Consider the following 21,953-nt stretch of genomic DNA (forward strand, 5'->3'; position numbering starts at 1 on the left):
CGGGCTCGTGCGGTGTTCTGTCCCGGGAGAACCGTGGTCACGCTCGGGCATGCCGTGGTCACCCGGGCGTGGGGTGGTCACCAGGGCGTGCGGGGGCCGCTCCGGGGACCGTGGCCGGTCGGGGAACCCTGGCAGGTCGGGGCGCTCGAGCGCGGCCCGAGCGGCGGCCCGTCAGTCGGTGAGCTGGTCCAGCAGCGCCCGCACGATCGGCAGATCGGCCGGGATCCAGGGCAGCGCCAGCGCGGCGGCGGCGTCCCCGAGCGGCACCCAGCGCACGGCCAGGTGGTCCTGCCCGGCCGCGGGGACGGGCGATCCCGCCGCGAGCACACCGGTCCAGACGCGCATCGCCGCCGTCTCCTTGAGCGGCCAGCCCTGCGGGTGCGGGCCGGGCACCTCCGCCAGCAGCTCCACCTGTGCCCCCAGCTCCTCGGCGCACTCGCGGCGCAGGGCGGCCTCGCAGGTCTCGCCGGGCTCCTGCTTGCCGCCCGGGAACTCCCACAGCCCGCGCAGCCCTGCCGGATAGGCGCGCTGGGCGGCGAGGAACGCCGTGGGACGGTGCGGGTCGTCCAGCAGGGCGGCGCCCACCACCTGGGTGCGGAACGCGGCGGGCAGCGGCGCGGTCATCGGCGCGCGCGCCCGGCCCGCCGCTGCGCGCGCGCCGAGGCGTAGAGGCACACGGTGGCCGCGGTGCCCACGTTGAGCGACTCCGCCCGGCCGTACACCGGCACGGCCACGCGGTGGTCGGCCAGGGCCTTCTCCTCCGCCGACAGCCCCTGGGCCTCGTTGCCGAACAGCCACACGGTGGGGCGGGCCAGGTCGTAGCCGGAGTCGTCGGCCGGGGCCCCGGCGGCGCGGGCGGCGGAGAGGTCCTGGAGCCGGTCGAGGTCCACGTCGCCGCGGCCGTCGGCGGCGAGGACGCCGCAGCCGGCCGCGCGGGCGGCGCCGACCAGCTCGGGCAGGTCCGCGCCCACGGCCACGGGCAGGTGGAAGAGGGACCCGGCGGTGGACCGGACCGCCTTGGGGTTGTACACGTCCACGCTGCCGGTGCTCAGCACCAGGGCGTCGGCTCCCGCGGCGTCCGCGGCGCGCAGCAGCGTGCCGGCGTTGCCCGGGTCCTGCACCCGGGCCAGGACGGCCACCAGCTGCGGGGCGGCCCGGAAGATCCCGTCCGCCGGCACGTCCAGGGACCGGCAGACGACCACGACGCCCTGCGGGCTCACCGCGTCGCTCATCGCCGCGAGCACCTCCCGGGTCACCAGGCGGAGGAACACGGCGCGGTCGGCGGCCACGCGCTCGAGCAGCCCGGTGATGTCCGGGTGCTGGGCCAGGGCGTCCTGGGTGACGTAGACGGCGTCCACGCACGGGGACTCGAGGTGCCGGGCCAGGGCCTCCCGGGCGTTCTGCGGTCCCTCGGCGAGGAACAGCCCGCGCTTGGAACGCGCGGAGCGCCCGGCCAGTCCCGCGACGTCCCGCACCCGATCGGCTCGGGGGTTGGACATCGACCGGTCGGCCAGGCGCTCCGTGAGGTTCACAGCTCCGACGGGGTCAGGCTGCGGCTTCGCGCGGCGCGGAGGTGTCCTCCGGCAGGGCGTTCTTGGCGATCTCGACCAGCCCGGCGAAGGCCTGCGCGTCGTTGACGGCCAGCTCGGCGAGCATGCGCCGGTCGACCTCCACCTCGGCGGCCTTCAGGCCCTGGATGAAGCGGTTGTAGGTCAGGCCGTTGGCGCGGGCAGCGGCGTTGATGCGCTGGATCCACAGCCGGCGGAAGTCGCCCTTGCGCTTGCGGCGGTCGTTGTAGCTGTAGACGAACGAGTGGGTGACCTGCTCCTTCGCCTTGCGGTACAGGCGCGAGCGCTGGCCGCGGTAGCCGGAGGCCTGCTCGAGGATTTCCCGGCGCTTCTTGTGGGCGTTGACCGCCCGCTTCACACGTGCCACGTGTGTACTCCTTCACTTCGGTCCCGGCCGGTCGGCCGGGAGGTCAAATCTGTGCGGGGCGGGGAGGCGGGCTCCCCTGCGGATGCGGTGGGGGTTACTTGCCCAGCATCTTCTTGATGACCTTGGCCTCGCCCGGGGTGACGATCTGGTCGGACGCCAGGCGGCGGGTCAGGCGGGAGGACTTGTGCTCCAGGTAGTGGCGGCGGTTGGCCTGCTGGCGCTTGACCTTGCCGGTACCGGTGAGCTTGAAGCGCTTCTTCGCCCCGCTGTGGGTCTTCATCTTCGGCATGTGGGCCGTTCTCCTTGCGTCTCTTCCGGTGGTGGCCACCGGAGGGCACGACGACGTCCGTCGCACCTCAACGGTGCCCCCCGGGCACAGCCGGGACCGGCTGCGCCCACGGGGCGTTGTCAGATCTGCTCCGCTCGTGCGGAAGGTCCTGCTGTCCGCTCAGACCCGGGGACCGGGCTTGGCGCCCGGCTTCGGGCCGGGCCGCGGAGCCTTGGGCGCCGGGCGCGGTGCCTGGGGGGCCGCGGCCTTCGGAGCCGGGGCCTTCGGAGCCGCCGGTGCCGCAGGCCGCGGCGCCGCCTCGGCGGGCGCCGCCTCCTGCTCCGTGGCCGCGGCGGGGGCCGCCTCCTGCACCTCGGGCTCCTGCACCTCGGGCTCCGGCGCGGTCTGCTGCGCCGGCTCCTCGGTCCGGGCGGCCTGCTCGCGCAGCTCGGCCGGGAACGCGTCCCCGATCGACTGGGTCACGGGCTCGGCGGAGGAGGTGTCGACCTTCTCCTTGGCCTTGCGGTCGTTCTCGGCCCGGGCCTCCTCGCGCTGCTTCTGGCGGCGCGCCTCGGCCTTGGCCTCGGCCTTGTTCTTCAGCGGGCCCACGACCATGACCATGTTGCGCCCGTCGACCCGGGGGCTCGACTCGACCGCGCCGACCTCGGCGACGTCGTTCGCGAAGCGCTCGAGCAGGCGCACGCCCATCTCGGGGCGCTGCTGCTCACGGCCGCGGAACTGGATCATGGCCTTGACCTTGTCGCCGGCGCCGAGGAAGCGCTTGGCGTGGCCGACCTTGGTCTCGTAGTCGTGCGTGTCGATCTTGAGCCGGAACCGGACCTCCTTGAGGACCGTGTTCGTCTGGTTCTTGCGCGACTCCCGGGCCTTGACCGCGGCCTCGTACTTGTACTTGCCGAAGTCCATGAGCTTGGCCACCGGCGGCTTGGCGTTGGGCGCCACCTCGACCAGATCGAGATCCGATTCGCGGGCCAGCCTCAGTGCGTCCTCGACGCGGACGATGCCGACCTGCTCGCCTGCGGGTCCGACGAGACGGACTTCGGGGACTCGGATTCTGTCATTGATGCGTGGATCGCTGATGCCGTGCTCCTGATGTTCTGCGTGATCGCCCGGAGGCTTCCGGGGACCTCATGGTTCGGTCCGGTCCACAACGGCAAAAGCCCCCGCTGCGGTCGGCAAGCGGAGGCTCATCGGCGCACCACCCGGGGGTGGTGCACTGCGTGACGGCACCGGCACGGGGAACCCGGCGGGCCGTCGTGCGGACGATGTCGTCGCGAACCCGGCGACCGTGGTCGGCGCGGGTGGGAGCTTCCTCCACTTGCACACTGCCCGCCAGTCTAGCGCATCGGCCGGGGGTTGGGGAACCGGGGCGCGGCCGGTCCCCATCCGACCCCTCACTCGTCCTCGGTCGTGTGCAGGCCGCGGTGCGCCGAGAGCAGCTCCGTCTCGGGGCGGGCGGCCACGAAGCGCTCGAGCTGGTCGAGGACGTCGACCAGGTGGGCGGAGTCCCCGGTGACGACACCGGCCCCCACCAGGGCCCGGCGGTGCAGGTCGAGGTGACCGACCTCCGCGACGCTCACCGGGAAGCGGCGGCGCAGCTCGGCCACGAGGGGCCGCACCACCGACCGCTTGGCCTTGAGGGAGTGCACGTCCCCCAGCAGCAGGTCGAACTCGATCCACCCGATCCACACCTCGGTCCCGCCCCTCCCCGGCCGGCACCGGCCTCCCCTGCAGGATAGGCCCGGCGGGCGGGAGCGTTGTGGCAGAGTTGGACCATGACTTCCGAGAACACCTTCCGCTTCGACGACGACGCCGCCCGCTCCGGCCAGGACATCCCGCAGGAGACGGTGCAGGCCGTCGACGAGCAGATGCGCGACATCGCGGAGGTCCCCGCCATCGAGGTCATCACGACCGCCGCCGTCCACCTCATGAGCGCGGCCGCCGTGAAGTGCGGCCTGGCCGCCGGCGAGGACGCGGACGAGCTCAAGGACCTGGACGAGGCGCGCAAGCTCATCACCGCCCTGGCCGGGTTCGTCACGGCCGCCGCCCCGGAGATCGGCTCCCAGCACGCCGCCCCGCTGCGCGACGGCCTGCGCACGCTCCAGCTGGCGTTCCGCGAGGCCTCCCTCTACCCGGACGCCCCGGGGCAGGGGCCGGGCGAGAAGTTCACCGGTCCGGTGAGCTGACCGGGCTCCCGAGCACCACGTCGACGCGGGCTGATCCGGGACACCGGGTCAGCCCGCGGTCGTGAGGCGCAGCTGCATCGAGTCCACGTCCTCGGCCAGGGCCGGCTCGACGCTGAGCCGGGCCTGGAAGCGGGCGAGCACGTCGTCCACCTGCGTCCGGTCCAGCCCGGCGCGCAGGGAGAGCACGACCGCCAGCTCCGGGCCGGCTCCCCCGCCGTCGACCACCGCCCCGTCCGCGGCCCGGGCCGCGACACCGCTTCCGGGCGCGGTCCCCGCCGAGGTCACTCCGGGCAGTCCCTCGGCGCAGCGGCGCACCGCCTCGGCGACGGCCGGGCTCCGGTAGGACGGCGTCCAGGCCCGGCCCTGGGCCAGCGCCCAGAGCGCCGGCCGGCGCACCACGAAGGGCAGGTCCGCCCCGGGGTCGAGCACGAGCAGCTGGGTGCCGTCCTTGACCGCCGCGACCGCCGCCCGGCGGAGGTCGGTGGCCACGGGCCGGGCCTGGATGTGCCAGGCGGTCAAGGCCGCGGTGGACGTGAACACGGGCAGCACCGGGCGCCCGTCGGCCGCCCGCAGGGACACGAGCGCCATGTCCGCCTCCTTGTCGGCCACGTGCCCGGAGGCGGTCACGGTCGAGGAGGCCACCTCGGCCACGACCGGCACGAACACCCGGGTGCCGGCCAGGGCGGCGACCACCTGCGACTCGTCCCCGGTGCCGGCCCGCAGGCCGGCGAGCGCCTCGAGGACCGCCGCGGCGGCGGCGCCGTCGTCGTCGGGGAACCGGTGGGTGTGGCTGGTGCCCTCCCCCAGGTTGCGCCCGGCCCAGGCCTGCCCGCCGGTGTCCTCCGTGCCGCCGGCGCTCGCGAGCTGGGCCTCGATGTGGGCGGGGAGCCGGCGCTCGGTCACCGCGCCGCCGGACGGCCCGCCACGTCGAGGGCCTCCCCGAGCGTGAACCGGCCCGCGTAGAGGGCCTTGCCTACGATGGCGCCCTCCACGCCGGAGGGCACGAGCGTGCGCAGGGCCGCGAGGTCGTCGAGGGAGGAGATGCCGCCGGAGGCGACCACCGGCTTGTCCGTGCGGGTGGCGACCTCCTTCAGCAGCTCGAGGTTGGGCCCTTTCAGGGTGCCGTCCTTGGTGACGTCGGTGACCACGTACCGGGCGCAGCCGTCCTCCTCGAGGCGGTCCAGGACCTCCCAGAGGTCACCGCCCTCCTCGGTCCAGCCGCGCGCGGCGAGCGTGGTGCCGCGCACGTCGAGGCCCACCGCGATGACCTCGCCGTGCTGGGCGATCACCTTCCGGGTCCACTCGGGGTTCTCGAGGGCGGCGGTGCCGAGGTTGATCCGGGCCGGGTCCAGGGACAGGGCCCGCTCCAGCGAGGCGTCGTCCCGGATGCCGCCGGACATCTCGACCTTCAGCTCGAGCTCGGCCGCGACGCGGCGCAGCACCTCGATGTTGTCCCCGCGGCCGAAGGCGGCGTCGAGGTCCACGAGATGGATCCACTCCGCGCCGGCCTCCTGCCAGGCGAGCGCGGCCTCCAGGGGGTCGCCGTAGCCGGTCTCGGAGCCGGCCTCGCCCTGGACCAGGCGCACGGCCTGGCCGTCGGCGACGTCGACGGCGGGCAGCAGCTGCAGGCGGGGGGTCTCGCTCAGGGGCATGGGATCTCTTCCTTCTCGGGCTCCCGGGCGGCGCGGGGCCGGACGGGGCTGCTCGGGTGGTGGAGCTGCTCGGGGAGCCGCTCCGGGTCGGGGACGTGCGGGACGGGCGGGCTCAGCGGGCCTGGAACCAGGAGTACCAGCCGTAGCCGATGAGCCCGGCGGCGACCAGGGCCAGGACCACCACCGTCCAGGCCGGCATCTTCTGCCGGTGGAACGAGATGGCGCCGCCGGCGATGAAGGCGCCGAGGACCATCACGACGACGGCGGCGCTCACGCGGCGTCGTCCTCCTGCTGGAGGGTCGGGCGCCCGGCCAGGGTGTCCCCGCCCAGGGGGTCACCGGCCTTGAGGTGGTCCAGCCGCCCGGTCCGAGGGAGGGTGCCCAGCCAGTTGCGCAGCAGCTGGATGCCGGCCTCGGAGGACTTCTCCGGGTGGAACTGCGTGGCGCACAGCGCCCCGTTCTCCACGGCGGCGATGAACCGTCCCCCGTGCTCGGACCAGGTGACCTGCGGCGGCTTCATCTTCAGGATGTTCTGCGGGAAGTCCCACTCCTGCACCCCGTAGGAGTGCACGAAGTAGAAGCGCTCGTCCTCGATGCCCCGGAACAGCACCGAGTCCTCGGGCGGGTCGACGGTGTTCCAGCCCATGTGCGGGACCACGTCGGCCTTCAGCCGCTCGACGACGCCGGGCCACTCGCCCATGCCCCCGGTCTCCTGACCGTGCTCGACGCCGGACTCGAAGAGGACCTGCAGGCCCACGCAGATGCCCAGCACGGGGCGCCCGCCGGCGAGGCGGCGGCCGATCAGGCGCAGGCCGTCGACGGAGCGCAGACCGTCCATGACCGCGGCGAACGCGCCGACGCCGGGCACGACGAGCCCGTCCGCGTCCAGGACGGCCTCGGGGTCGGCGCTGAGCACCACGTCGGCCCCGGCGGCCTCGAGGGCGCGCACGGCCGAGCGGACGTTGCCCGCGCCGTAGTCGAGGACCGTGACGGTGGGCCGGGCGGGGCGCTCCGGCCGGGTGTACTCCTCCGGCATGCGATCTCCTTCCGCGCTCACAGGGCGCCCTTGGTCGACGGGACGCCGCTGACCCGGGGGTCGGGCTCCACGGCCTGGCGCAGGGCGCGCGCGAGGGCCTTGAACTGGGCCTCGGCGATGTGGTGCGGGTCCCGGCCGGCCAGCAGCGTGATGTGCAGGCAGATCCCGGCGTGGTGGGCGAGGGACTCGAAGACGTGCTGGACCATCGAGCCGGTGAAGTGCCCGCCGATGAGGTGGTACTGCTGGCCCTCGGGCTCCCCGGTGTGCACCGCGTAGGGGCGGCCGGAGATGTCCACCACGGCGTTGGCCAGGGCCTCGTCCAGCGGGACGGTGGCCTCGCCGAAGCGGCGGATGCCGGCCTTGTCTCCCAGGGCCTGCCGCAGGGCGTCCCCGAGGACGATGGCCGTGTCCTCGACCGTGTGGTGGACGTCGATGTGGGTGTCGCCGGTGGCCCGGATCCGCATGTCGATGAGGGAGTGCTTCGACAGGGCGGTGAGCATGTGGTCGTAGAACGGCACCGAGGTGTCGATGTCGTTCGCGCCCGTGCCGTCGAGGTCGATCTCGACGGACACGGAGGACTCGCTCGTGCGCCGCTCCAGGGAGGCGCGGCGGGGGGCACGGGTGCCGGTGGGGCTCTGGTCGGTCATGCGGGTGGAACTCCTCGCGGGCGCGGCGCGGCCGTCGACGGGCCGCGGGGTGGCCCGGGCCGCCCCGGGCGGGCGGCGCGTCGGGCCCGGTGGTTGTCTGCCTCCATGCTATCCGGGACGGAGGGCCCCGGTTCGCGGGGCCTCAGCCGGCGGAGACGATCCGCTCCATGCTGGTCAGGAAGGCGGTGGTCTCCTCCTCCGTGCCGGCGGTGACCCGCAGGTGGCCGGGGATCCCGACGTCGCGCACCAGCACCCCGTCCTCGAGCAGCGCCTGCCACATGGCCCGGGAGTCCGGCATCCCGCCGAAGAACACGAAGTTGGAGTCCGACGCCGCCGGTGCGAGCCCGAGCCGACGCAGCTCCTCGACGATGCGGTCCCGCTGGCGCTTGATGTCCTCGACGTTGGCCAGCAGCGCCGCCGAGTGGCGCAGGGCGGCCAGGGCGGTCGCCTGGGTGACGGCCGAGAGGTGGTAGGGCAGGCGCACGAGCCGGATCGCGTCGGCGACCTCGGGAGCCGCGGCGAAGTAGCCCAGCCGGGCACCGGCGAGCGCGAAGGCCTTGCTCATGGTGCGGCTGACGATCAGGCGGGGCCGGCCCGCCAGCAGGGACAGCGCGGTGCCCGTGCCCCGGTGGGAGAACTCCGCGTAGGCCTCGTCCACGACCACGACGGCCCGGTTGGGCTCACCGGCCTCGTACACGGCCGTGACGACGTCCTCGTCCAGGGCCGTGCCCGTCGGGTTGTTGGGCGAGCAGAGGAAGACGACGTCGGGGCGGTGCCGGCGGACCTGCTCGGCCGCCGACTCCGCGGTGAGCCCGAAGTCCGCGGATCGTTCCCCCGCCACGAAACCGGTGTGCGTGCCCGCGGCCAGCAGGGGGTACATGGAGTAGGTCGGGACGAAGGTGAGCAGGGAGCGCCCGGGGCCGCCGAAGGCCTGCAGGACCTGCTGCAGGATCTCGTTGGAGCCGTTGGCCGCCCAGAGGTTCTCGGCCTCCAGCCCGTTGCCCAGGTATCCGGCGAGCTCCTCGCGCAGGGCCGTGAACTCCCGGTCCGGGTACCGGTTGAGGGTCCGGGCCGCCGCGGTGACCTCCTCCACGATCGCGGCGTGCACGTCCGCCGGGACCGGGTGGGTGTTCTCGTTGGTGTTGAGCGCCACGGCGACGTCCAGCTGCGGGGCGCCGTAGGGGGCCTTGCCGCGCAGGTCGTCGCGCAGCGGGAGGGCGTTGAGTCGGTCCAGGTTCTGCGTCACCCGAACAGTTTAGACCTGCCCGCGGCGCCCGCCCGCGGAGGGCTCGAGCGGGGTGGAGGGGTCAGTGGGCGGCGCCGAGCTCGATCAGCAGCACGCCGCCCATGATGAGCGCGATGCCCAGCACCATGAGCCGGCTCAGCGGCTCGCCGAAGAGCAGCCGGCCCGCGACCGCGGTGAGCGCCACGCCCGCCGCGGCCCAGATGCCGTAGGCCACGCCCAGCCCCAGACCCTGGCGGAGGGCGAGGGCGAGCAGCGTGAACGCGAGCAGGTAGCCGGCCAGCACGGCGGCGTACCAGCGCCGGCGGCCCTGCGCCGCGACCCGCAGGGACAGGGTGGCGGCGACCTCGGTGAGGATCGCCCCGGTCAGGTACAGCCAGGCCATCAGGCGCCGCCGTCCCCGGCTGCCCGGTGGGCGCCGACCTCCACGCAGAGCACCCCGGCGACCACCAGGGCGATGCCGGCGAGCACCAGCGGGCTCAGGGCCTCCCCGAAGACCAGGGCCGCCAGGAGGGCGGTGAGCGTCACGCCCGTGGCCGCCCAGATCCCGTAGGCCACGCCGACGGGCAGCCCGCGGCGCAGCACCGCCGCGAGGAACACGAACGCGGCGCTGTAGCCGGAGACGACGAGCAGGTACCAGCCCAGGTGTTCCAGGGCGGCCTTCAGGGCCAGCGAGGCGGCCACCTCGCTGCAGATCGCGGCGCCCAGCAGCGGCCAGACGGTGTCCCTCCGGCTCCGGGGAGGCCGCGGGGCACCACGGGCGGACACGATGGACGGCGGGCTGCCGTGGTCGGGACGCGGACGGCGGGCTCCAGGGCTCATGCCCCGACCCTACCGACGCGGAGCACGGCGCCGGGACGGAGTGCCCGGCGGCAGGTCCGGCGTTCGGCCGGCCGGGACGGACGGCCCGTCAGGCGGCGGGGACCTCCAGGAGCTGGCCCGCGTGGAGGAGAGAGCTGTCGAGGTCGTTGAGCTCCACGATCTCGTCCATGACGTCCCGTGGGTCCCGCTCCGGGTCGGCCTGCACGGCCAGGTCCCACAGGCTCTGCCCGGGGTGCACCGTGGCCTGCTCCGTCCCGGCCCCCGTGACGGGCTCGCTGGTGGCCGTGGCCGTGGACGGGACGAGGAAGATCACGGCGAGCACGACCAGTGCCGCGGAGCCGGCCAGCACGGGCAGGCCCAGCAGCACCAGGCGACCCCGCCGGGTCAGGACCAGCGGAGCGCGGGAGGTCCCTGCCGACGGGCGGGCCCGGCGGGCCGCGCGGGCCGGGCCGCCGAGGGGCCGGGGGCGGCGCGCGACGACGGCGCTGAGGGTGGCACTGGCACTCATGACATGAACTCCTTGACGTTCCCGCACGGGGCGGGCGATCTCGAACACCGGTCCGACCGGCGGCCCGTCCGGGCCTGCATGCGATCGAACATACTTTCGAATACCGATGACCCATGTCTAGCACGCGTCTGCGAAGGCTGTCGACACCGGGTCGTACATATGTTTGAAGACACACGGCGTGTCGCCTAGGCTGGGAGCACGTTCGGGCCTCGGGCCGGCACGCGTTCCGACTTCCCCCGGCTCCCTGCTGGCTGAGACCCATCGAAGCACCCGGGTCCGACATCGGAACGGGGCCGGCGCGCACCGGAGGCACCACCAGCCGGACGCGAAAGGACGACGCTCCCATGGCTCAGCCCCCCACCCCCGAGGAGTCCCGCGCCCGGGCCGGGCGCACCGGCGGCCGCGCCCGCGGCCGGGGTCTCAGCGTGCGCCAGCGCACCATCCTCGAGGCCATCCAGCGCTCCATCGCCGAGCACGGATATCCGCCCTCGATGCGCGAGATCGGCGACCTCGTGGGCCTGGCCTCCCTCTCCAGCGTCACCCACCAGCTCTCCCAGCTCGAGAAGCTGGGCTACCTGCGCCGGGATCCGAAGCGCCCCCGGGCGATGGAGGTCCTCACGCCCCTGCAGCTGCGCGACGCGGCCGCCCCGGCGACCCCGGAGGCCCCGCACGAGCCGGCGGACGCGCCCCGCGGCCCCCGTGCCGGTGCACCGGGCGGCATGGCGGAGCTGTCCACCTCCGCGGACGTGACGATGGTGCCCCTGGTGGGCCACATCGCCGCCGGCGGGCCCATCACCGCCGAGCAGGACGTGGAGGACGTGCTGGCGCTGCCCCGCCAGCTGGTGGGCCACGGCGAGCTGTTCATGCTGCGGGTCAAGGGCGACTCCATGATCGACGCCGCCATCTGCGACGGCGACTGGGTCGTGGTCCGCCGGCAGAGCGCCGCCGACAACGGGGACATCGTGGCCGCCCTGCTCGACGACGAGGCCACGGTGAAGACCTTCCGCCAGCGCGACGGGCACACCTGGCTGCTGCCGCAGAACACCCGCTACGAGCCCATCCTCGGGGACCACGCCACGGTGATGGGCAAGGTCGTCTCGGTGCTGCGCAGCCTCTGAGAGCCGCTGTCCGGCACGCGCTGTCCGACAACCCGCTGTCCGGCGCCCGCAGCGGCACGGGGCGCGGCCGCTCGGCCGGGCCCCGTGCCGCGTCCTGACCGGGTCAGGCCGTCGCCAGGCGCGCCAGGGCCCCGAGCACCACCGAGCGGTCCGTGGTGGTCCACAGCGGCGGCAGCGACCCGCGCAGGAACCCCCCGTAGCGGGCCGTGGCGATGCGGGAGTCCAGGATCGCCACGACACCTCGGTCCCCACCGGCCCGGATGAGCCGGCCGGCGCCCTGGGCCAGCCGCACGGCCGCGTGCGTCGCGGAGACGGACATGAACCCGTTGCTCCCCGCCCGCTCGGCGGCCCGGCTGCGGGCCGTGGACAGCGGGTCGTCCGGACGCGGGAAGGGGATCCGGTCGATCATCACCAGCCGGCACGAGGCCCCCGGCACGTCGACGCCCTGCCACAGGCTCATCGTCCCGAACAGGCTCGTGGCGGGGTCGTCCGTGAACTCCTGGACGAGCCCGGCCAGCGAGGACTCCCCCTGGCAGAGGATCGGCAGGTCGGTGCGCCCGCGCAGGGCCTCCGCGGCCTCCTCCGCCGCCCGGCGGGAGGAGAACAGGCCCAGTGCCCCGCCGCGCGAGGCCTCGAGCAGGGCGAGCATCTCCTCCAGCTGGGCCTCGGTCAGGCGCCGGCCCGGCTTCTCCAGGTGCTTGGCGAGGTAGAGGATCCCCTGCCGCGGGTAGTCGAAGGGGCTGCCCACGTCCACGCCCTCCCAGCGCGGGGCGCCCTCGCCGCGGAGCCCGAGGGCCCCGGCGGCGGCGTCGAAGGAGGAGCCGACGGAGAGGGTGGCCGAGGTCAGCACCACGGTGCGGCCGTCGAAGAGGCCCTCCCGCAGGGTCCCGGCCACCGACAGCGGCGCCACGTGCAGGGTGGCCGGGTCGGTGTCCTCGGCGGGGACGTAGCCGCGGCCGGGCTCCCAGCCGCCCTGCCGCGAGATCCAGAGCACCTCGCGGGAGTCGGCGGCGGCGAGGATGCGCTCGGCCAGCTCCAGCACGTCGCTGACCCGTGAGCGGGCCATCTGCCGTCCGGCGTCCCCGTCCTTCTCACCCCCGGAGCCGCCCTTCGACTCGCTCATGACCGTGCGTGCGGCGTCCCGGATCTGGGCCACGGCCGCCGCCTGGGCGTCGTCGAGGCCCCGGTGCAGCAGTTCGGCGGGCGCGCCCAGCAGCGCGGCCTCCAGGTTGGCGGCACCGGCGGTGAGGGAGTCGGGGTTCGCGGCGGTGTGCTTGCGCGCGGAGGCCGCCGCCGCGCGTACCATGGCCGCGGAGAGCTGGCCGGTGACCGCCCCCGTGACCCGGTCCTGCAGCTCGTGGGCCTCGTCGATCACCACGACGTCGTGCTCGGGCAGGACCGTGATGCCCTCGAACGCGTTGATCGCGAGCAGGGCGTGGTTGGTGATCACGATGTCCGCCTCCCCGGCCCGCTGCTTGGCGAGCTCGGCGAAGCACTGCTCGACCAGGGGGCAGCTGCGGCCCAGGCACTCCTTGGCGGTCACGGAGACCTGGCGCCACGCCTTGTCGCTCACGCCCGGGAGCAGCTCGTCGCGGTCACCGGTGTCGGTGGCGCGCGCCCATTCCCGCAGGCGCTGGACCTCCTGGCCCAGCCGGCCGGGCTGCTCGGTGGTCTCCGGCTGCGCGGCGCCGGGGTGCGGGGCGGCGTCGGGCAGGGCGAAGAGCGCGCCGGGGTCGTCCTCGGACGGGTAGCCGCCCTCGAGCTTGTGCAGGCACGCGTAGTTGCTGCGGCCCTTGAGCAGGGCGACGTCGACCTCGTGCTCGAGCTCTCCCTCCAGGGCGGCCAGCAGGCGGGGGACGTCCCGGCCCACGATCTGCGACTGCAGGGCGAGGGTCGCGGTGGCCACGACCACCGGCTTGTCCGCGTGCTGGGCGTGGGCCACGAGCGGGGCCAGGTAGGCGAGGGACTTGCCGGTGCCGGTGCCGGCCTGGACCAGCAGGTGCCGGCCGCGGTCGAGGGCCTCCGCGACCTTGCCGGTCATCAGCCGCTGCCCGTCCCGGACCTGCCCGCCCATCGCCGTGACGGCGGTGTCGAGCAGGCCCAGGGCGTCCTGCGCCCCGGGCAGGGTCTCCGGCCGTGTGCCGGAGACGTCCTGCCCGGACTCGTCGACGAATGCTGCGGGCACCGGCTCAGGCGCTCTCGGCGCCGAAGCCGGGCGCGTCCTCCGGGGCGAACTCCGCGAGCTCGGCCGCCAGGTCCTCGCGGACCTTCACCAGCAGGTGCGTGCCCTCGGGCAGGTGCTCGGTGCGCAGGATCTCCGCGTCCCAGTCGTGCAGCCGGCTGACGACGTCGCCGCGCTGGTACGGGACCAGCAGGTCCAGCACCGTCTCGGGGCGCGGGATGGACTCGCTGATCCGCTCCCGCAGCGCGTCGAGGCCCTCCCCGGTGCGGGCGGAGACGACCACGACGTTGCGCTCGCGCTGCCGGATCCGCTCGACCACGAAGGGGTCCGCGGCGTCGACCTTGTTGAGCACGATGATCTCGGGGATGTTCTGCGCGTCGATGTCCGTGAACACCTGGCGCACGGCCCGGATCTGGCCCTCCGGGTCCGGGTGGGAGGCGTCCACCACGTGCAGGATGAGGTCTGCGTCGGCGACCTCCTCCAGCGTGGAGCGGAAGGCCTCCACGAGCTGGGTCGGCAGGGACCGCACGAAGCCGACCGTGTCCGAGAGCGTGTAGCCGATCCCGTCGGGGGTCTGCGCCCGGCGGACCGTGGGGTCCAGGGTCGCGAACAGCGCGTTCTCCACGAGCACCCCGGCGTCGGTGAGCCGGTTGAGCAGCGAGGACTTGCCCGCATTGGTGTAGCCGGCGATCGCCACGGAGGGCACGGAGTTGCGGCGGCGGTTGAGCCGCTTGGTCTCCCGGGCCGGCTTCATGGCGGCGATCTCGCGGCGCAGCTTGGCCATCCGCGTGCGGATCCGGCGGCGGTCCAGCTCGATCTTGGTCTCACCGGGCCCGCGCGAGCCGATGCCCTCACCGGCGGCGGCGCGGCCACCGGCCTGGCGGGACAGGGACTCGCCCCAGCCGCGCAGGCGCGGGAGCAGGTACTCGAGCTGCGCGAGCTCGACCTGCGCCTTGCCCTCCTTGGACTTGGCGTGCTGGGCGAAGATGTCGAGGATCAGACCGGTGCGGTCGATGACCTTGACCTTGACGACGTCCTCCAGCCCGCGCCGCTGGGACGGGGCCAGCTCGGAGTCCACGATGACGGTGTCGGCGCCGGTGGCGGCCACGACGTCGCGCAGCTCCTTGGCCTTCCCGGAGCCCAGGAACGTGGCGGGGTCGGGCTTGAGCCGGCGCTGGACGATGCCGTCCAGCACCTCGGACCCGGCGGTCTCGGCGAGAGCGGCGAGCTCCCGCAGGGAGTTCTCCGCCTCTTCGAGGGTGCCCTCGGTCCAGAGACCGGCCAGGACCACGCGCTCGAGGCGCAGCTGGCGGTACTCGAGCTCCGTGACGTCCTCGAGCTCGGTGGACAGGCCCCCGACGCGGCGCAGCGCGCGGCGCTCGTCGAGGTCCTGCTGCTCGCCGTCGTGCTGCGAGTGCTCCTGGCCGCTGTCGGCCAGTTCGCGGGCGCGGCCGGTCAGGGGACCGCTCGCGGCGGACCCGGAGTCCTCGGGCCGGCGGTCGGCGCGCTCTCCGGCGTCGGCCTCCCGGGCCCGGGCCCGGGACAGGACGCGCTCGACGACGTCCTCGAGGTCCTGCCGGCTCAGGCCGTTGTCGGCCTCCACCGCGGGAGCCGCGGTGCTGTGGTCGGCAGGGGTGTTGTTCGACGGGGTCATGGTTCCTTTCGGAAAGGATGTGGTTGCTGGAATTCTAGTCGCGGGCTCCGACGGACGGGGCCTCGGCGGTGGAGCTGCGCGGAGCGGACCGGGTCCGCGCGATCGGTAGCATGAACGTCTATGACACGGCGTTCCGACTCCCCCGATCCCACCGCCGGCCCGGCGGCCCCGAATCCGGGGACCGAGCACTACTTCTCGGAGGATCCCTCGGTGCCGGAGGTGCGCCGCCCGGTGACCGTGGCCCTGCGCGGGCGGGAGGTCGTCCTGCAGACCTCCAACGGCGTCTTCAGTCCGCGAGGTCTCGACAAGGGAACGTCCGTGCTGCTCCGAAATGTTCCCGATCCGGCCGGCGCGGAGCTGCTGGACGTCGGGTGCGGATGGGGCCCGATCGCCCTGAGCCTGGCGGAGGCCGCGCCCGGGGCCCGGGTCACGGCGGTGGACGTCAACGAGCGCTCGCTCGGGCTGACCCGTGACAACGCGGCTGCCCTGGGCCTGGGCAACGTCGAGGTGCTGCTGCCCGAGCAGGTGCCGGCGGACCGCCGCTTCGACACCATCTGGTCCAACCCGCCCATCCGGATCGGCAAGCAGCAGCTGCACGAGCTGCTCCTCCGCTGGCTGCCGCGGCTGAACCCCGGCGGGAGCGCGTGGCTGGTGGTGCAGAAGAACCTCGGTGCCGACTCGCTGCAGAAGTGGCTGGCGGCCGAGCTGGGCGGGTCCTTCCGGGTCTCCCGGCACGCCACCGACAAGGGGTTCCGCGTCCTGCGGGTCGACCGGGCGGCCTGAGCCGGCCGGAGCCGGTCCGAGCCGGGCGCGGCGGCGGGGCTCAGACGAAGGTGCCGTCGGCCACGAGCACGGCGGGGCCGGCGAGGACCACGTGCTCCGCGCCGTCCGGGGCGGGCACGAAGGTCACGGAGACGACCCCGCCGGGCACCTGCACGAGCCACTGGTCCGGAGCGGTGGGCCCGCCCCAGAACCGGGTCGCCGCCGCCGCCGCGCACGCGCCGGTGCCGCAGGACTGCGTCTCGCCCACGCCGCGCTCGTGCACCCGCAGGCGGACCCGGCCCACGCCGTCGTCGTCGCCGTCGGCGGGGACGACGAACTCGACGTTCGTGCCGTCCTCGGGCTCCGGGCGCACCACCGGGGCGGTGAACAGCTCGAGCTGGTCGAGCTTCTCCCCCTCGGCGAGCGCCACGACCGTGTGCGGGTTGCCCATCCCGATGGACAGCGCCGGGCGGGGCACCTTGAGCCCCTTCGCGGTCACGACGGCGTCCGAGCCGCGGGACCGGGCGGTCTCGCCGTCCAGGAAGCTCCAGGGGCCCATGTCCACGGCGTAGCCGGAGTCGGTGCGCGCGACGGTCTTCACCCCGGCGCGGGTGCCGATCCGCAGGACCTCGCCCTCGGGAACCTCGGCGAGACCGCGCTGGACGAGGTAGTGGACGAACACGCGCACGCCGTTGCCGCACATCTCGGCGATCGAGCCGTCGTTGTTGCGGTAGTCCATGAACCACTCGGCGTCCGGGGCGGTCTCCAGCACGGCCCGGCCCTCGGGCAGGGCCTCGCTGCGCACCGCCCGGATCAGGCCGTCGCCGCCGATGCCGCGGTGCCGGTCACAGACCAGGGACACGAGGTGGGCGTCGAGCGCGAGCTGCGCGTCCGGGTCGGTCAGCAGGACGAAGTCGTTGCCCGTGCCGTGGCCCTTCGCGAAGCTGCGCCCGCGCAGCTCCCCCCAGGGCACGGCGGCGTCCGGGGACGGGGCGGTCGGGAGGGTATCGGGCTGCGCTGAGGTCACCCGGACATCATACGCGGCCCGGCCCGTGCGCCGCGGCGGGGTCACGGCCTTCCCCGGTGCCGCCGCCGTGGCTAGCCTGGGGGCACACCGGCCGGGGTCCGGTGCAGTACGTGGGGGCGAGGACGGCCAGGTGGACGCACGAGGCAGCGACCGGGCACCGGACGCACGGAGCACGGTCCCGGGTGCGCGCCGGGGGCCCGGGCCGACCGCGGTCCTGTGGCTGCACCGCTCCGGGCGGATGGTGACCGCGCTGCTGGCGGGCTGGGGGGTCTACCACCTCGTGCTCGAGGACGTCGACGACGGGGGACGGCTGGTGTGGGCCTTCGTGCCCGTCTGGGCGCTGTCGGCGTACGTGCTGCTCCCGTCCCTGAACCGGGTGCTCACCGGCCTCTACGTGCCCCACTACTTCATCGGGCGCGCCCGCACCGGCGACGGGCTGCTGGGCGATCCGGTCAACCTGGCGGTCACGGGCAGCCCGGAGCGGCTGGCCGCGGCCATGCGCGCGGCGGGCTGGACGGCCGCCGATCCCCTGACCCCCGCCACGGCCTGGCACATCAGCCGCGCCGCGGTGCTGCACCGCAGCTACCCGGCCGCCCCGGTCAGCCCGCTGTACGTCTTCGGCCGCCGCCAGGCGCTGGCCTTCGAGCGCGAGGTCGCGGACAGTCCCGCCCAGCGGCACCACGTGCGCTTCTGGGTCTGCCCGCCGGGTTGGCGGCTGCCGGGCGGCGCCCTCGTGGACCTGGTGGGCGCGGCGACCTTCGACCGACGGGTCGGGCTCTCCCTCTTCACGCTGCAGGTGACCCACAAGGTCGCCGCGCGCACCGACGCCGAGCGGGACCTGGTCGTCGCGGCGCTGCGCTCGGCCGGCGCCCGCGTGCACGTGCTGCGCAACTTCTCCTCCGGCTACCACGCCCGCAACGGGGGCGGGGACAGCATCGAGACCGACGGGCACCTGCCCGTCCTCGACGTGCGGGCGGCCCCGCCGGCCGAGCGCCCGGGGGTGGGCCCGATGGCCGATGAGTCGCCGGTCCGCCCGCCGCGCCGTGCCGGGCCCGCCCAGACGTACGGCCGGCTGTTCGGCGCCGGTGAGTCCACCGACCGGACCGTGTACTTCAGCGACGCCGTCTTCGCGATCGCGATGACCCTGCTGGTCCTGGAGCTCATCCTCCCCGGGGACCTCCCGCCGGAGCGGTTGGAGCCGGCGCTGCGGGCTCATCTGCCGCAGTTCCTCGCCTACGTCCTGAGCTTCGCCGTCATCGGCACGGCGTGGATGAGCCACCACCGCCGGTTCACCGTCATCCGCCGCATCGACGGGCGCCTGCAGTGGTTGAACCTGCTGTCCCTGTTCTTCATCGCCCTGCTGCCGATGCCCACGAGCCTGCTCAGCGACTACGGCGGGAGCGGCTCGCCCTGGCCGGCGGCGCTGTACGCCGCGGTGTCGGCGGCCGTCTACGCCTCGCTGAACCTGGTGTGGGCCCATGCGTGGCACGCCGGGCTGATGGCGCCCGAGGTCGACGCCGGCCTGTACCGCTACGTGCTGCGCGGGCTCCTGCCGGCGCCGGTGGTCTTCGCCCTCAGCATTCCGGTGGCGTTCTGGGACCCCGGACTCGCCGCGTGGAGCTGGCTGCTCATCGTCCCTGTCTCCGCCGCGGACGGGTGGTGGCTGCGCCGCTCCACCGCGGTCGACAGCGCCTCCGGCTAGGGGCCGGTGGGCTCGGTCCGGAACCGCTGCACGAGCCGCATCGCCCGTTCCACCGTCTCGGGTCCGGAACCGCCCAGCCAGTGCACCCGCGGGTCCGCCCGGAACCAGGTCAGCTGGCGGCGGGCGAACTGCCGGGTGGCCACCACCGTCGCCTCGGCGGCGTCCTCGGCCGAGGTGCGGCCGTCGACGACGTCGAGGAACTGCCCGTAGCCCAGGGCACGAGAGGCGGTGCGCCCGGCGCGCAGGCCTCGCCCGGCCAGCTCGCGCACCTCGGCCTCCAGACCGGCCTCCACCATGGCCTCCACCCGCCGGGCGAGCCGGGCGTGCAGCTCCGCCCGGTCGACGTCCAGGGCCAGCTGCACCGTGGGGGCCACGTACTCCCGGCGAGGCATGAACGAGGCGAACGGGCGCCCGGTCAGCTCCCACACCTCCAGGGCGCGCACCAGCCGGCGGTCGTCGCGCACCCGGGCCGCGGACTCGGGGTCCACCCGCAGCAGGCGCTCGCGCAGCGCGCCGGCGCCCTGCGCGGCGAGCTCCCGCTCGAGGCGGGCGCGGATCCGCGGGTCCGTGCCCGGCAGCTCCAGCACGTCCAGGGCGGCCCGGACGTAGAGCCCGGAGCCGCCGACCAGGACGGGCACCCGGCCGCGGGCGCGGATCTGCGCGAAGCAGGACCGGGCCTGCTGCTGGAAGTCGGCCACCGAGGCCTCCTCGGTGACGTCCAGGACGTCGAGGAGGTGGTGGGGCACCCCGCGCCGCTCCTCGGCGGTGGCCTTGGCGGTGCCGATGTCCATGCCGCGGTAGAACTGCATCGAGTCGGCGTTGACCACCTCACCGCCCAGCCGCAGCGCCAGCTCCACGCCCAGGGTGGTCTTGCCGGTGCCCGTGGCGCCGACGACGGCGACGACCGGCGGGGCCTCGGCGCTCACCGGACGGGCAGGCTCGGCATGCCCAAGCTCACGGGCCGCGGGCCGGCGCCGTCGGCGGCGGTGGCGGGCACGCCGCAGGAGTCGGCCTGGCGGCGGTCCCAGGCGTCACCGGCCCGGGAGCGCCGCAGCGCGTACTCCCCCGGTCCGCGGGGGTCGGCGATCAGGTGATAGGCGGCGGCGTCGGTCACGGTGACGGTCACGAAGTCGCCGGGCCGGGGTGCCTCCGCGCCCTCCGGCACGGAGAAGTGCACGAGCCGCTGGTCCTGGGCGCGGCCGGAGAGCCGGTGGGTCAGCCCGGACTTCTTGCCCGCCTCCGCCGTGACGAGCAGCTCGACCCGGCGCCCGACCACCCGGCGGTTCTCCTCCGCGGCGATCCGGTCCTGCAGGGCCACGAGGCGCTCGAAGCGCTCCTGCACCACGGCCTTGGGGACCTGGTCGGCCATCTCCCCCGCGGGGGTGCCGGGCCGGATCGAGTACTGGAACGTGTAGGCCGAGGAGAAGCGGGAGGCGGCCACGACGTCGAGGGTGTCCTGGAAGTCCTGCTCGGTCTCCCCCGGGAACCCCACGATGATGTCGGTGGTGATCGCGGCCTGCGGGATCCGCTCGCGCACCGTGTCGAGGATGTCGAGGAAGCGCCGGGAGCGGTACGAGCGGCGCATCCGCCGGAGCACGCGGTCCGAGCCGGACTGCAGCGGCATGTGCAGCTGGGGCATCACGTTGGGGGTCTCGGCCATGGCGTCGATGACGTCGTCGGTGAAGGCCGCCGGGTGCGGGCTGGTGAAGCGCACCCGTTCCAGGCCCTCGATCCGCCCGCAGGCGCGCAGCAGCTTGGCGAAGGCGCCGCGGTCCCCGAACTCCACGCCGTAGGAGTTCACGTTCTGCCCGAGCAGGGTGACCTCCACGGCGCCGTCGTCCACCAGCGCCTGCACCTCGGCGAGGACGTCGCCCGGCCGCCGGTCGCGCTCCTTGCCGCGCAGCGAGGGCACGATGCAGAACGTGCAGGTGTTGTTGCAGCCCACGGAGATCGACACCCAGCCCGAGTAGGCGCTGTCCCGCTTGGTCGGCAGCGTCGAGGGGAAGACCTCGAGGGCGTCGAGGATCTCGAGCTGGGCCTCGGCGTTGTGCCGGGAGCGCTCCAGCAGGGCCGGCAGCGAGCCGATGTTGTGCGTGCCGAAGACGACGTCCACCCACGGGGCCTTCTCCAGGATCGTGTCCTGGTCCTTCTGGGCCAGGCAGCCGCCCACCGCGATCTGCAGGTCCTTGTTGCGCTTCTTGGCCGGGACGAGCTGGCCGAGGTTGCCGTAGAGCTTGTTGTCGGCGTTCTCGCGCACCGCGCAGGTGTTGAAGACCACGAGGTCCGGCTCGCCGCCCGCGGCCGGGACGTAGCCGGCGGCCTCGAGCAGACCGGTGATCCGCTCGGAGTCGTGGACGTTCATCTGGCATCCGAAGGTGCGCACCTCGTAGGAGCGCGGGGCGGGGGCGGCGGAGGACGCGGTCGGGTCCGAGGGCGGGGCGGCAGGGGTCGGGATCACCGGGCAATTGTACGGGCCGAAGGCCGTGCCCGTCCCGTCCGGACCGGGGACACCGCGGCGCGCAGCAGGCGGCCGTCCCGCCGCCCCGGGCACGCTGCCCGTCTCCCGGGTCAGGGGGTGTCCGGGTAGGCCTCGGTCACGTCGTCGTCCGCCGCGGCGCCGGTGCGGGCCTCGAGCTCCTCCTGGACGACGGCGAAGGCCAGTCCCGGGGCGTAGCCCTTGCGCCCGAGCATCCCGACCAGCCGGCGCACCGCCCGGTCCCGCTCCGTGCGGTCCGACAGGTCGAGTCCCGCGGGCAGCTTCCGGCGCACCAGCTCCGCGGCGTCGGCCCGCTCGTCCTCGTCGGTGCGCTGCTCCAGCGCCGCCTCGGCGAGCTCGCCCGAGACGCCGCGGGTGGCCAGCTCCCGGCGGATCGCGGAGCGGGCCAGTTTGCGGGAGCCCGCGCGGGAGCGGACGTAGAGCTCCGCGTACTGGGCGTCGTCGACGAGGCCGACCTCCTCGAAGCGGTCCAGCACCTCACGGGCCGTGTCCTCCGGGACGTTGCGGTCGGCGAGCTTGTCCTCGAGCTGCCGGCGGCTCTTGGCCGAGGCCGTGAGCTGGCGCAGCACGATCGCGCGGGCGACCTCGCGCGGATCGGGCTCCGGGTCCTGGGCGGCGGACGCCGGCGCCGCCGGGCCCTCCGGCCCGCGGTGGCGGGCGGAGGACCGGCGGCGCCGGCGTGCGTACGGGCTCTCGG

At 74.7% G+C, this 21,953-nt stretch carries 25 protein-coding genes; 4 read left to right on the forward strand and 21 right to left on the reverse strand.

Annotation, left to right across the window (positions count from 1 at the left end; all coding sequences use genetic code 11):
• Positions 1-171 precede the first annotated feature (171 nt).
• From ABL57_RS13490 to ABL57_RS13515, 6 genes are all read right to left on the reverse strand, one after another.
• Positions 172-624, reverse strand: a complete 453-nt coding sequence (locus ABL57_RS13490; protein WP_047804017.1) for a (deoxy)nucleoside triphosphate pyrophosphohydrolase — start codon at positions 622-624, stop codon at positions 172-174.
• A complete protein-coding gene (locus ABL57_RS13495) occupies positions 621-1,532 on the reverse strand; it encodes an RNA methyltransferase (RefSeq protein ID WP_047803996.1) in 912 nt (303 codons plus the stop codon). The genes ABL57_RS13490 and ABL57_RS13495 overlap by 4 nt, the downstream gene beginning before the upstream one ends.
• A gap of 13 nt (positions 1,533-1,545) precedes the next feature.
• The gene (gene rplT, locus ABL57_RS13500) at positions 1,546-1,935 is read right to left on the reverse strand and encodes a 50S ribosomal protein L20 (protein ID WP_047803997.1); all 390 of its coding nucleotides are present in this window, start codon (positions 1,933-1,935) and stop codon (positions 1,546-1,548) included.
• A gap of 94 nt (positions 1,936-2,029) precedes the next feature.
• Positions 2,030-2,224 (reverse strand): 50S ribosomal protein L35, encoded by a 195-nt coding sequence (rpmI, locus tag ABL57_RS13505; protein WP_047803998.1) that lies wholly within the window; start codon positions 2,222-2,224, stop codon positions 2,030-2,032.
• Between the two features lie 159 nt (positions 2,225-2,383).
• Positions 2,384-3,301, reverse strand: coding sequence for a translation initiation factor IF-3 (gene infC, locus ABL57_RS13510; protein ID WP_047803999.1), 918 nt, complete (start codon positions 3,299-3,301; stop codon positions 2,384-2,386).
• Between the two features lie 314 nt (positions 3,302-3,615).
• Positions 3,616-3,912: a DUF503 domain-containing protein gene (locus tag ABL57_RS13515; protein WP_047804000.1), complete on the reverse strand. Its 297-nt coding sequence runs from the start codon at positions 3,910-3,912 to the stop codon at positions 3,616-3,618.
• 84 nt (positions 3,913-3,996) lie between these two features.
• Between ABL57_RS13515 and ABL57_RS13520 the strand changes: the two genes are divergently transcribed.
• The gene (locus ABL57_RS13520; RefSeq protein ID WP_047804001.1) at positions 3,997-4,407 is read left to right on the forward strand and encodes a DUF1844 domain-containing protein; all 411 of its coding nucleotides are present in this window, start codon (positions 3,997-3,999) and stop codon (positions 4,405-4,407) included.
• A 48-nt stretch (positions 4,408-4,455) separates the two neighbouring features.
• Here ABL57_RS13520 and ABL57_RS13525 read toward each other — a convergent pair whose 3' ends face one another.
• From ABL57_RS13525 to ABL57_RS13560, 9 genes are all read right to left on the reverse strand, one after another.
• A complete protein-coding gene (locus tag ABL57_RS13525; RefSeq protein WP_047804002.1) occupies positions 4,456-5,310 on the reverse strand; it encodes an SseB family protein in 855 nt (284 codons plus the stop codon).
• Positions 5,307-6,059, reverse strand: a complete 753-nt coding sequence (gene priA / locus ABL57_RS13530) for a bifunctional 1-(5-phosphoribosyl)-5-((5-phosphoribosylamino)methylideneamino)imidazole-4-carboxamide isomerase/phosphoribosylanthranilate isomerase PriA (protein ID WP_047804003.1) — start codon at positions 6,057-6,059, stop codon at positions 5,307-5,309. Before priA ends, ABL57_RS13525 begins: the two co-directional genes overlap by 4 nt.
• 112 nt (positions 6,060-6,171) lie before the next feature.
• Positions 6,172-6,333 (reverse strand): hypothetical protein, encoded by a 162-nt coding sequence (locus ABL57_RS22715; protein ID WP_187347231.1) that lies wholly within the window; start codon positions 6,331-6,333, stop codon positions 6,172-6,174.
• Entirely contained in the window at positions 6,330-7,094 is a 765-nt protein-coding gene (gene hisH, locus ABL57_RS13535) for an imidazole glycerol phosphate synthase subunit HisH (RefSeq protein WP_047804004.1), read from the reverse strand. Before hisH ends, ABL57_RS22715 begins: the two co-directional genes overlap by 4 nt.
• 17 nt (positions 7,095-7,111) lie before the next feature.
• Positions 7,112-7,741 (reverse strand): imidazoleglycerol-phosphate dehydratase HisB, encoded by a 630-nt coding sequence (gene hisB, locus ABL57_RS13540; protein ID WP_047804005.1) that lies wholly within the window; start codon positions 7,739-7,741, stop codon positions 7,112-7,114.
• A gap of 142 nt (positions 7,742-7,883) precedes the next feature.
• Positions 7,884-8,987 carry a histidinol-phosphate transaminase gene (locus tag ABL57_RS13545; RefSeq protein WP_047804006.1) on the reverse strand — a complete coding sequence of 368 codons (1,104 nt, stop codon included), beginning with the start codon at positions 8,985-8,987 and terminating at the stop codon, positions 7,884-7,886.
• 61 nt (positions 8,988-9,048) lie between these two features.
• Positions 9,049-9,369, reverse strand: coding sequence for a multidrug efflux SMR transporter (locus ABL57_RS13550; RefSeq protein ID WP_047804007.1), 321 nt, complete (start codon positions 9,367-9,369; stop codon positions 9,049-9,051).
• Positions 9,369-9,806 carry a multidrug efflux SMR transporter gene (locus tag ABL57_RS13555; protein WP_082157444.1) on the reverse strand — a complete coding sequence of 146 codons (438 nt, stop codon included), beginning with the start codon at positions 9,804-9,806 and terminating at the stop codon, positions 9,369-9,371. Before ABL57_RS13555 ends, ABL57_RS13550 begins: the two co-directional genes overlap by 1 nt.
• An 88-nt stretch (positions 9,807-9,894) precedes the next feature.
• Positions 9,895-10,314, reverse strand: a complete 420-nt coding sequence (locus ABL57_RS13560) for a LysM peptidoglycan-binding domain-containing protein (RefSeq protein WP_047804009.1) — start codon at positions 10,312-10,314, stop codon at positions 9,895-9,897.
• A gap of 344 nt (positions 10,315-10,658) precedes the next feature.
• Between ABL57_RS13560 and lexA the strand changes: the two genes are divergently transcribed.
• Positions 10,659-11,432, forward strand: coding sequence for a transcriptional repressor LexA (gene lexA / locus ABL57_RS13565; protein WP_047804010.1), 774 nt, complete (start codon positions 10,659-10,661; stop codon positions 11,430-11,432).
• A 103-nt stretch (positions 11,433-11,535) separates the two neighbouring features.
• Here lexA and ABL57_RS13570 read toward each other — a convergent pair whose 3' ends face one another.
• Both ABL57_RS13570 and hflX read right to left on the reverse strand, forming a co-directional pair.
• On the reverse strand, positions 11,536-13,617 hold the full coding sequence (locus tag ABL57_RS13570) for an ATP-dependent DNA helicase (protein ID WP_047804011.1): 2,082 nt from the start codon (positions 13,615-13,617) through the stop codon (positions 11,536-11,538).
• 4 nt (positions 13,618-13,621) lie between these two features.
• Entirely contained in the window at positions 13,622-15,268 is a 1,647-nt protein-coding gene (hflX, locus tag ABL57_RS13575; protein WP_047804012.1) for a GTPase HflX, read from the reverse strand.
• A gap of 120 nt (positions 15,269-15,388) precedes the next feature.
• Between hflX and ABL57_RS13580 the strand changes: the two genes are divergently transcribed.
• Positions 15,389-16,051, forward strand: coding sequence for a class I SAM-dependent methyltransferase (locus ABL57_RS13580; RefSeq protein ID WP_082157445.1), 663 nt, complete (start codon positions 15,389-15,391; stop codon positions 16,049-16,051).
• A gap of 40 nt (positions 16,052-16,091) precedes the next feature.
• Here ABL57_RS13580 and dapF read toward each other — a convergent pair whose 3' ends face one another.
• Positions 16,092-17,057, reverse strand: coding sequence for a diaminopimelate epimerase (gene dapF, locus ABL57_RS13585; RefSeq protein WP_047804013.1), 966 nt, complete (start codon positions 17,055-17,057; stop codon positions 16,092-16,094).
• A gap of 130 nt (positions 17,058-17,187) precedes the next feature.
• Between dapF and ABL57_RS23100 the strand changes: the two genes are divergently transcribed.
• Positions 17,188-18,759, forward strand: a complete 1,572-nt coding sequence (locus ABL57_RS23100) for an LssY C-terminal domain-containing protein (protein ID WP_053004967.1) — start codon at positions 17,188-17,190, stop codon at positions 18,757-18,759.
• Here the strand turns inward: ABL57_RS23100 and miaA are convergent.
• From miaA to ABL57_RS13605, 3 genes are all read right to left on the reverse strand, one after another.
• Positions 18,756-19,685: a tRNA (adenosine(37)-N6)-dimethylallyltransferase MiaA gene (miaA, locus tag ABL57_RS13595; protein ID WP_047804014.1), complete on the reverse strand. Its 930-nt coding sequence runs from the start codon at positions 19,683-19,685 to the stop codon at positions 18,756-18,758. The two genes, ABL57_RS23100 and miaA, sit on opposite strands and share 4 nt — an antisense overlap.
• A complete protein-coding gene (miaB, locus tag ABL57_RS13600) occupies positions 19,682-21,214 on the reverse strand; it encodes a tRNA (N6-isopentenyl adenosine(37)-C2)-methylthiotransferase MiaB (protein WP_047804020.1) in 1,533 nt (510 codons plus the stop codon). Before miaB ends, miaA begins: the two co-directional genes overlap by 4 nt.
• A gap of 113 nt (positions 21,215-21,327) precedes the next feature.
• A partial coding sequence (locus ABL57_RS13605) for a regulatory protein RecX (protein ID WP_053004968.1) occupies positions 21,328-21,953 on the reverse strand: 626 nt, incomplete at its 5' end.

The organism is Kocuria sp. SM24M-10 (assembly GCF_001027955.1).
GTDB classification, from domain to species: Bacteria; Actinomycetota; Actinomycetes; order Actinomycetales; family Micrococcaceae; genus Kocuria; species Kocuria oceani.

Excerpts from the sequence above, each read along its gene's own strand:
- ABL57_RS13490 (WP_047804017.1), bottom strand. The coding sequence starts at position 624 with ATGACCGCGCCGCTGCCCGCCGCGTTCCGCACCCAGGTGGTGGGCGCC.
- rpmI (WP_047803998.1), bottom strand. The coding sequence starts at position 2,224 with ATGCCGAAGATGAAGACCCACAGCGGGGCGAAGAAGCGCTTCAAGCTC.
- ABL57_RS13520 (WP_047804001.1), top strand. The coding sequence starts at position 3,997 with ATGACTTCCGAGAACACCTTCCGCTTCGACGACGACGCCGCCCGCTCC.
- priA (WP_047804003.1), bottom strand. The coding sequence starts at position 6,059 with ATGCCCCTGAGCGAGACCCCCCGCCTGCAGCTGCTGCCCGCCGTCGAC.
- hisH (WP_047804004.1), bottom strand. The coding sequence starts at position 7,094 with ATGCCGGAGGAGTACACCCGGCCGGAGCGCCCCGCCCGGCCCACCGTC.
- hisB (WP_047804005.1), bottom strand. The coding sequence starts at position 7,741 with ATGACCGACCAGAGCCCCACCGGCACCCGTGCCCCCCGCCGCGCCTCC.
- ABL57_RS13550 (WP_047804007.1), bottom strand. The coding sequence starts at position 9,369 with ATGGCCTGGCTGTACCTGACCGGGGCGATCCTCACCGAGGTCGCCGCC.
- ABL57_RS13555 (WP_082157444.1), bottom strand. The coding sequence starts at position 9,806 with ATGAGCCCTGGAGCCCGCCGTCCGCGTCCCGACCACGGCAGCCCGCCG.
- ABL57_RS13560 (WP_047804009.1), bottom strand. The coding sequence starts at position 10,314 with ATGAGTGCCAGTGCCACCCTCAGCGCCGTCGTCGCGCGCCGCCCCCGG.
- lexA (WP_047804010.1), top strand. The coding sequence starts at position 10,659 with ATGGCTCAGCCCCCCACCCCCGAGGAGTCCCGCGCCCGGGCCGGGCGC.
- hflX (WP_047804012.1), bottom strand. The coding sequence starts at position 15,268 with ATGACCCCGTCGAACAACACCCCTGCCGACCACAGCACCGCGGCTCCC.
- ABL57_RS13580 (WP_082157445.1), top strand. The coding sequence starts at position 15,389 with ATGACACGGCGTTCCGACTCCCCCGATCCCACCGCCGGCCCGGCGGCC.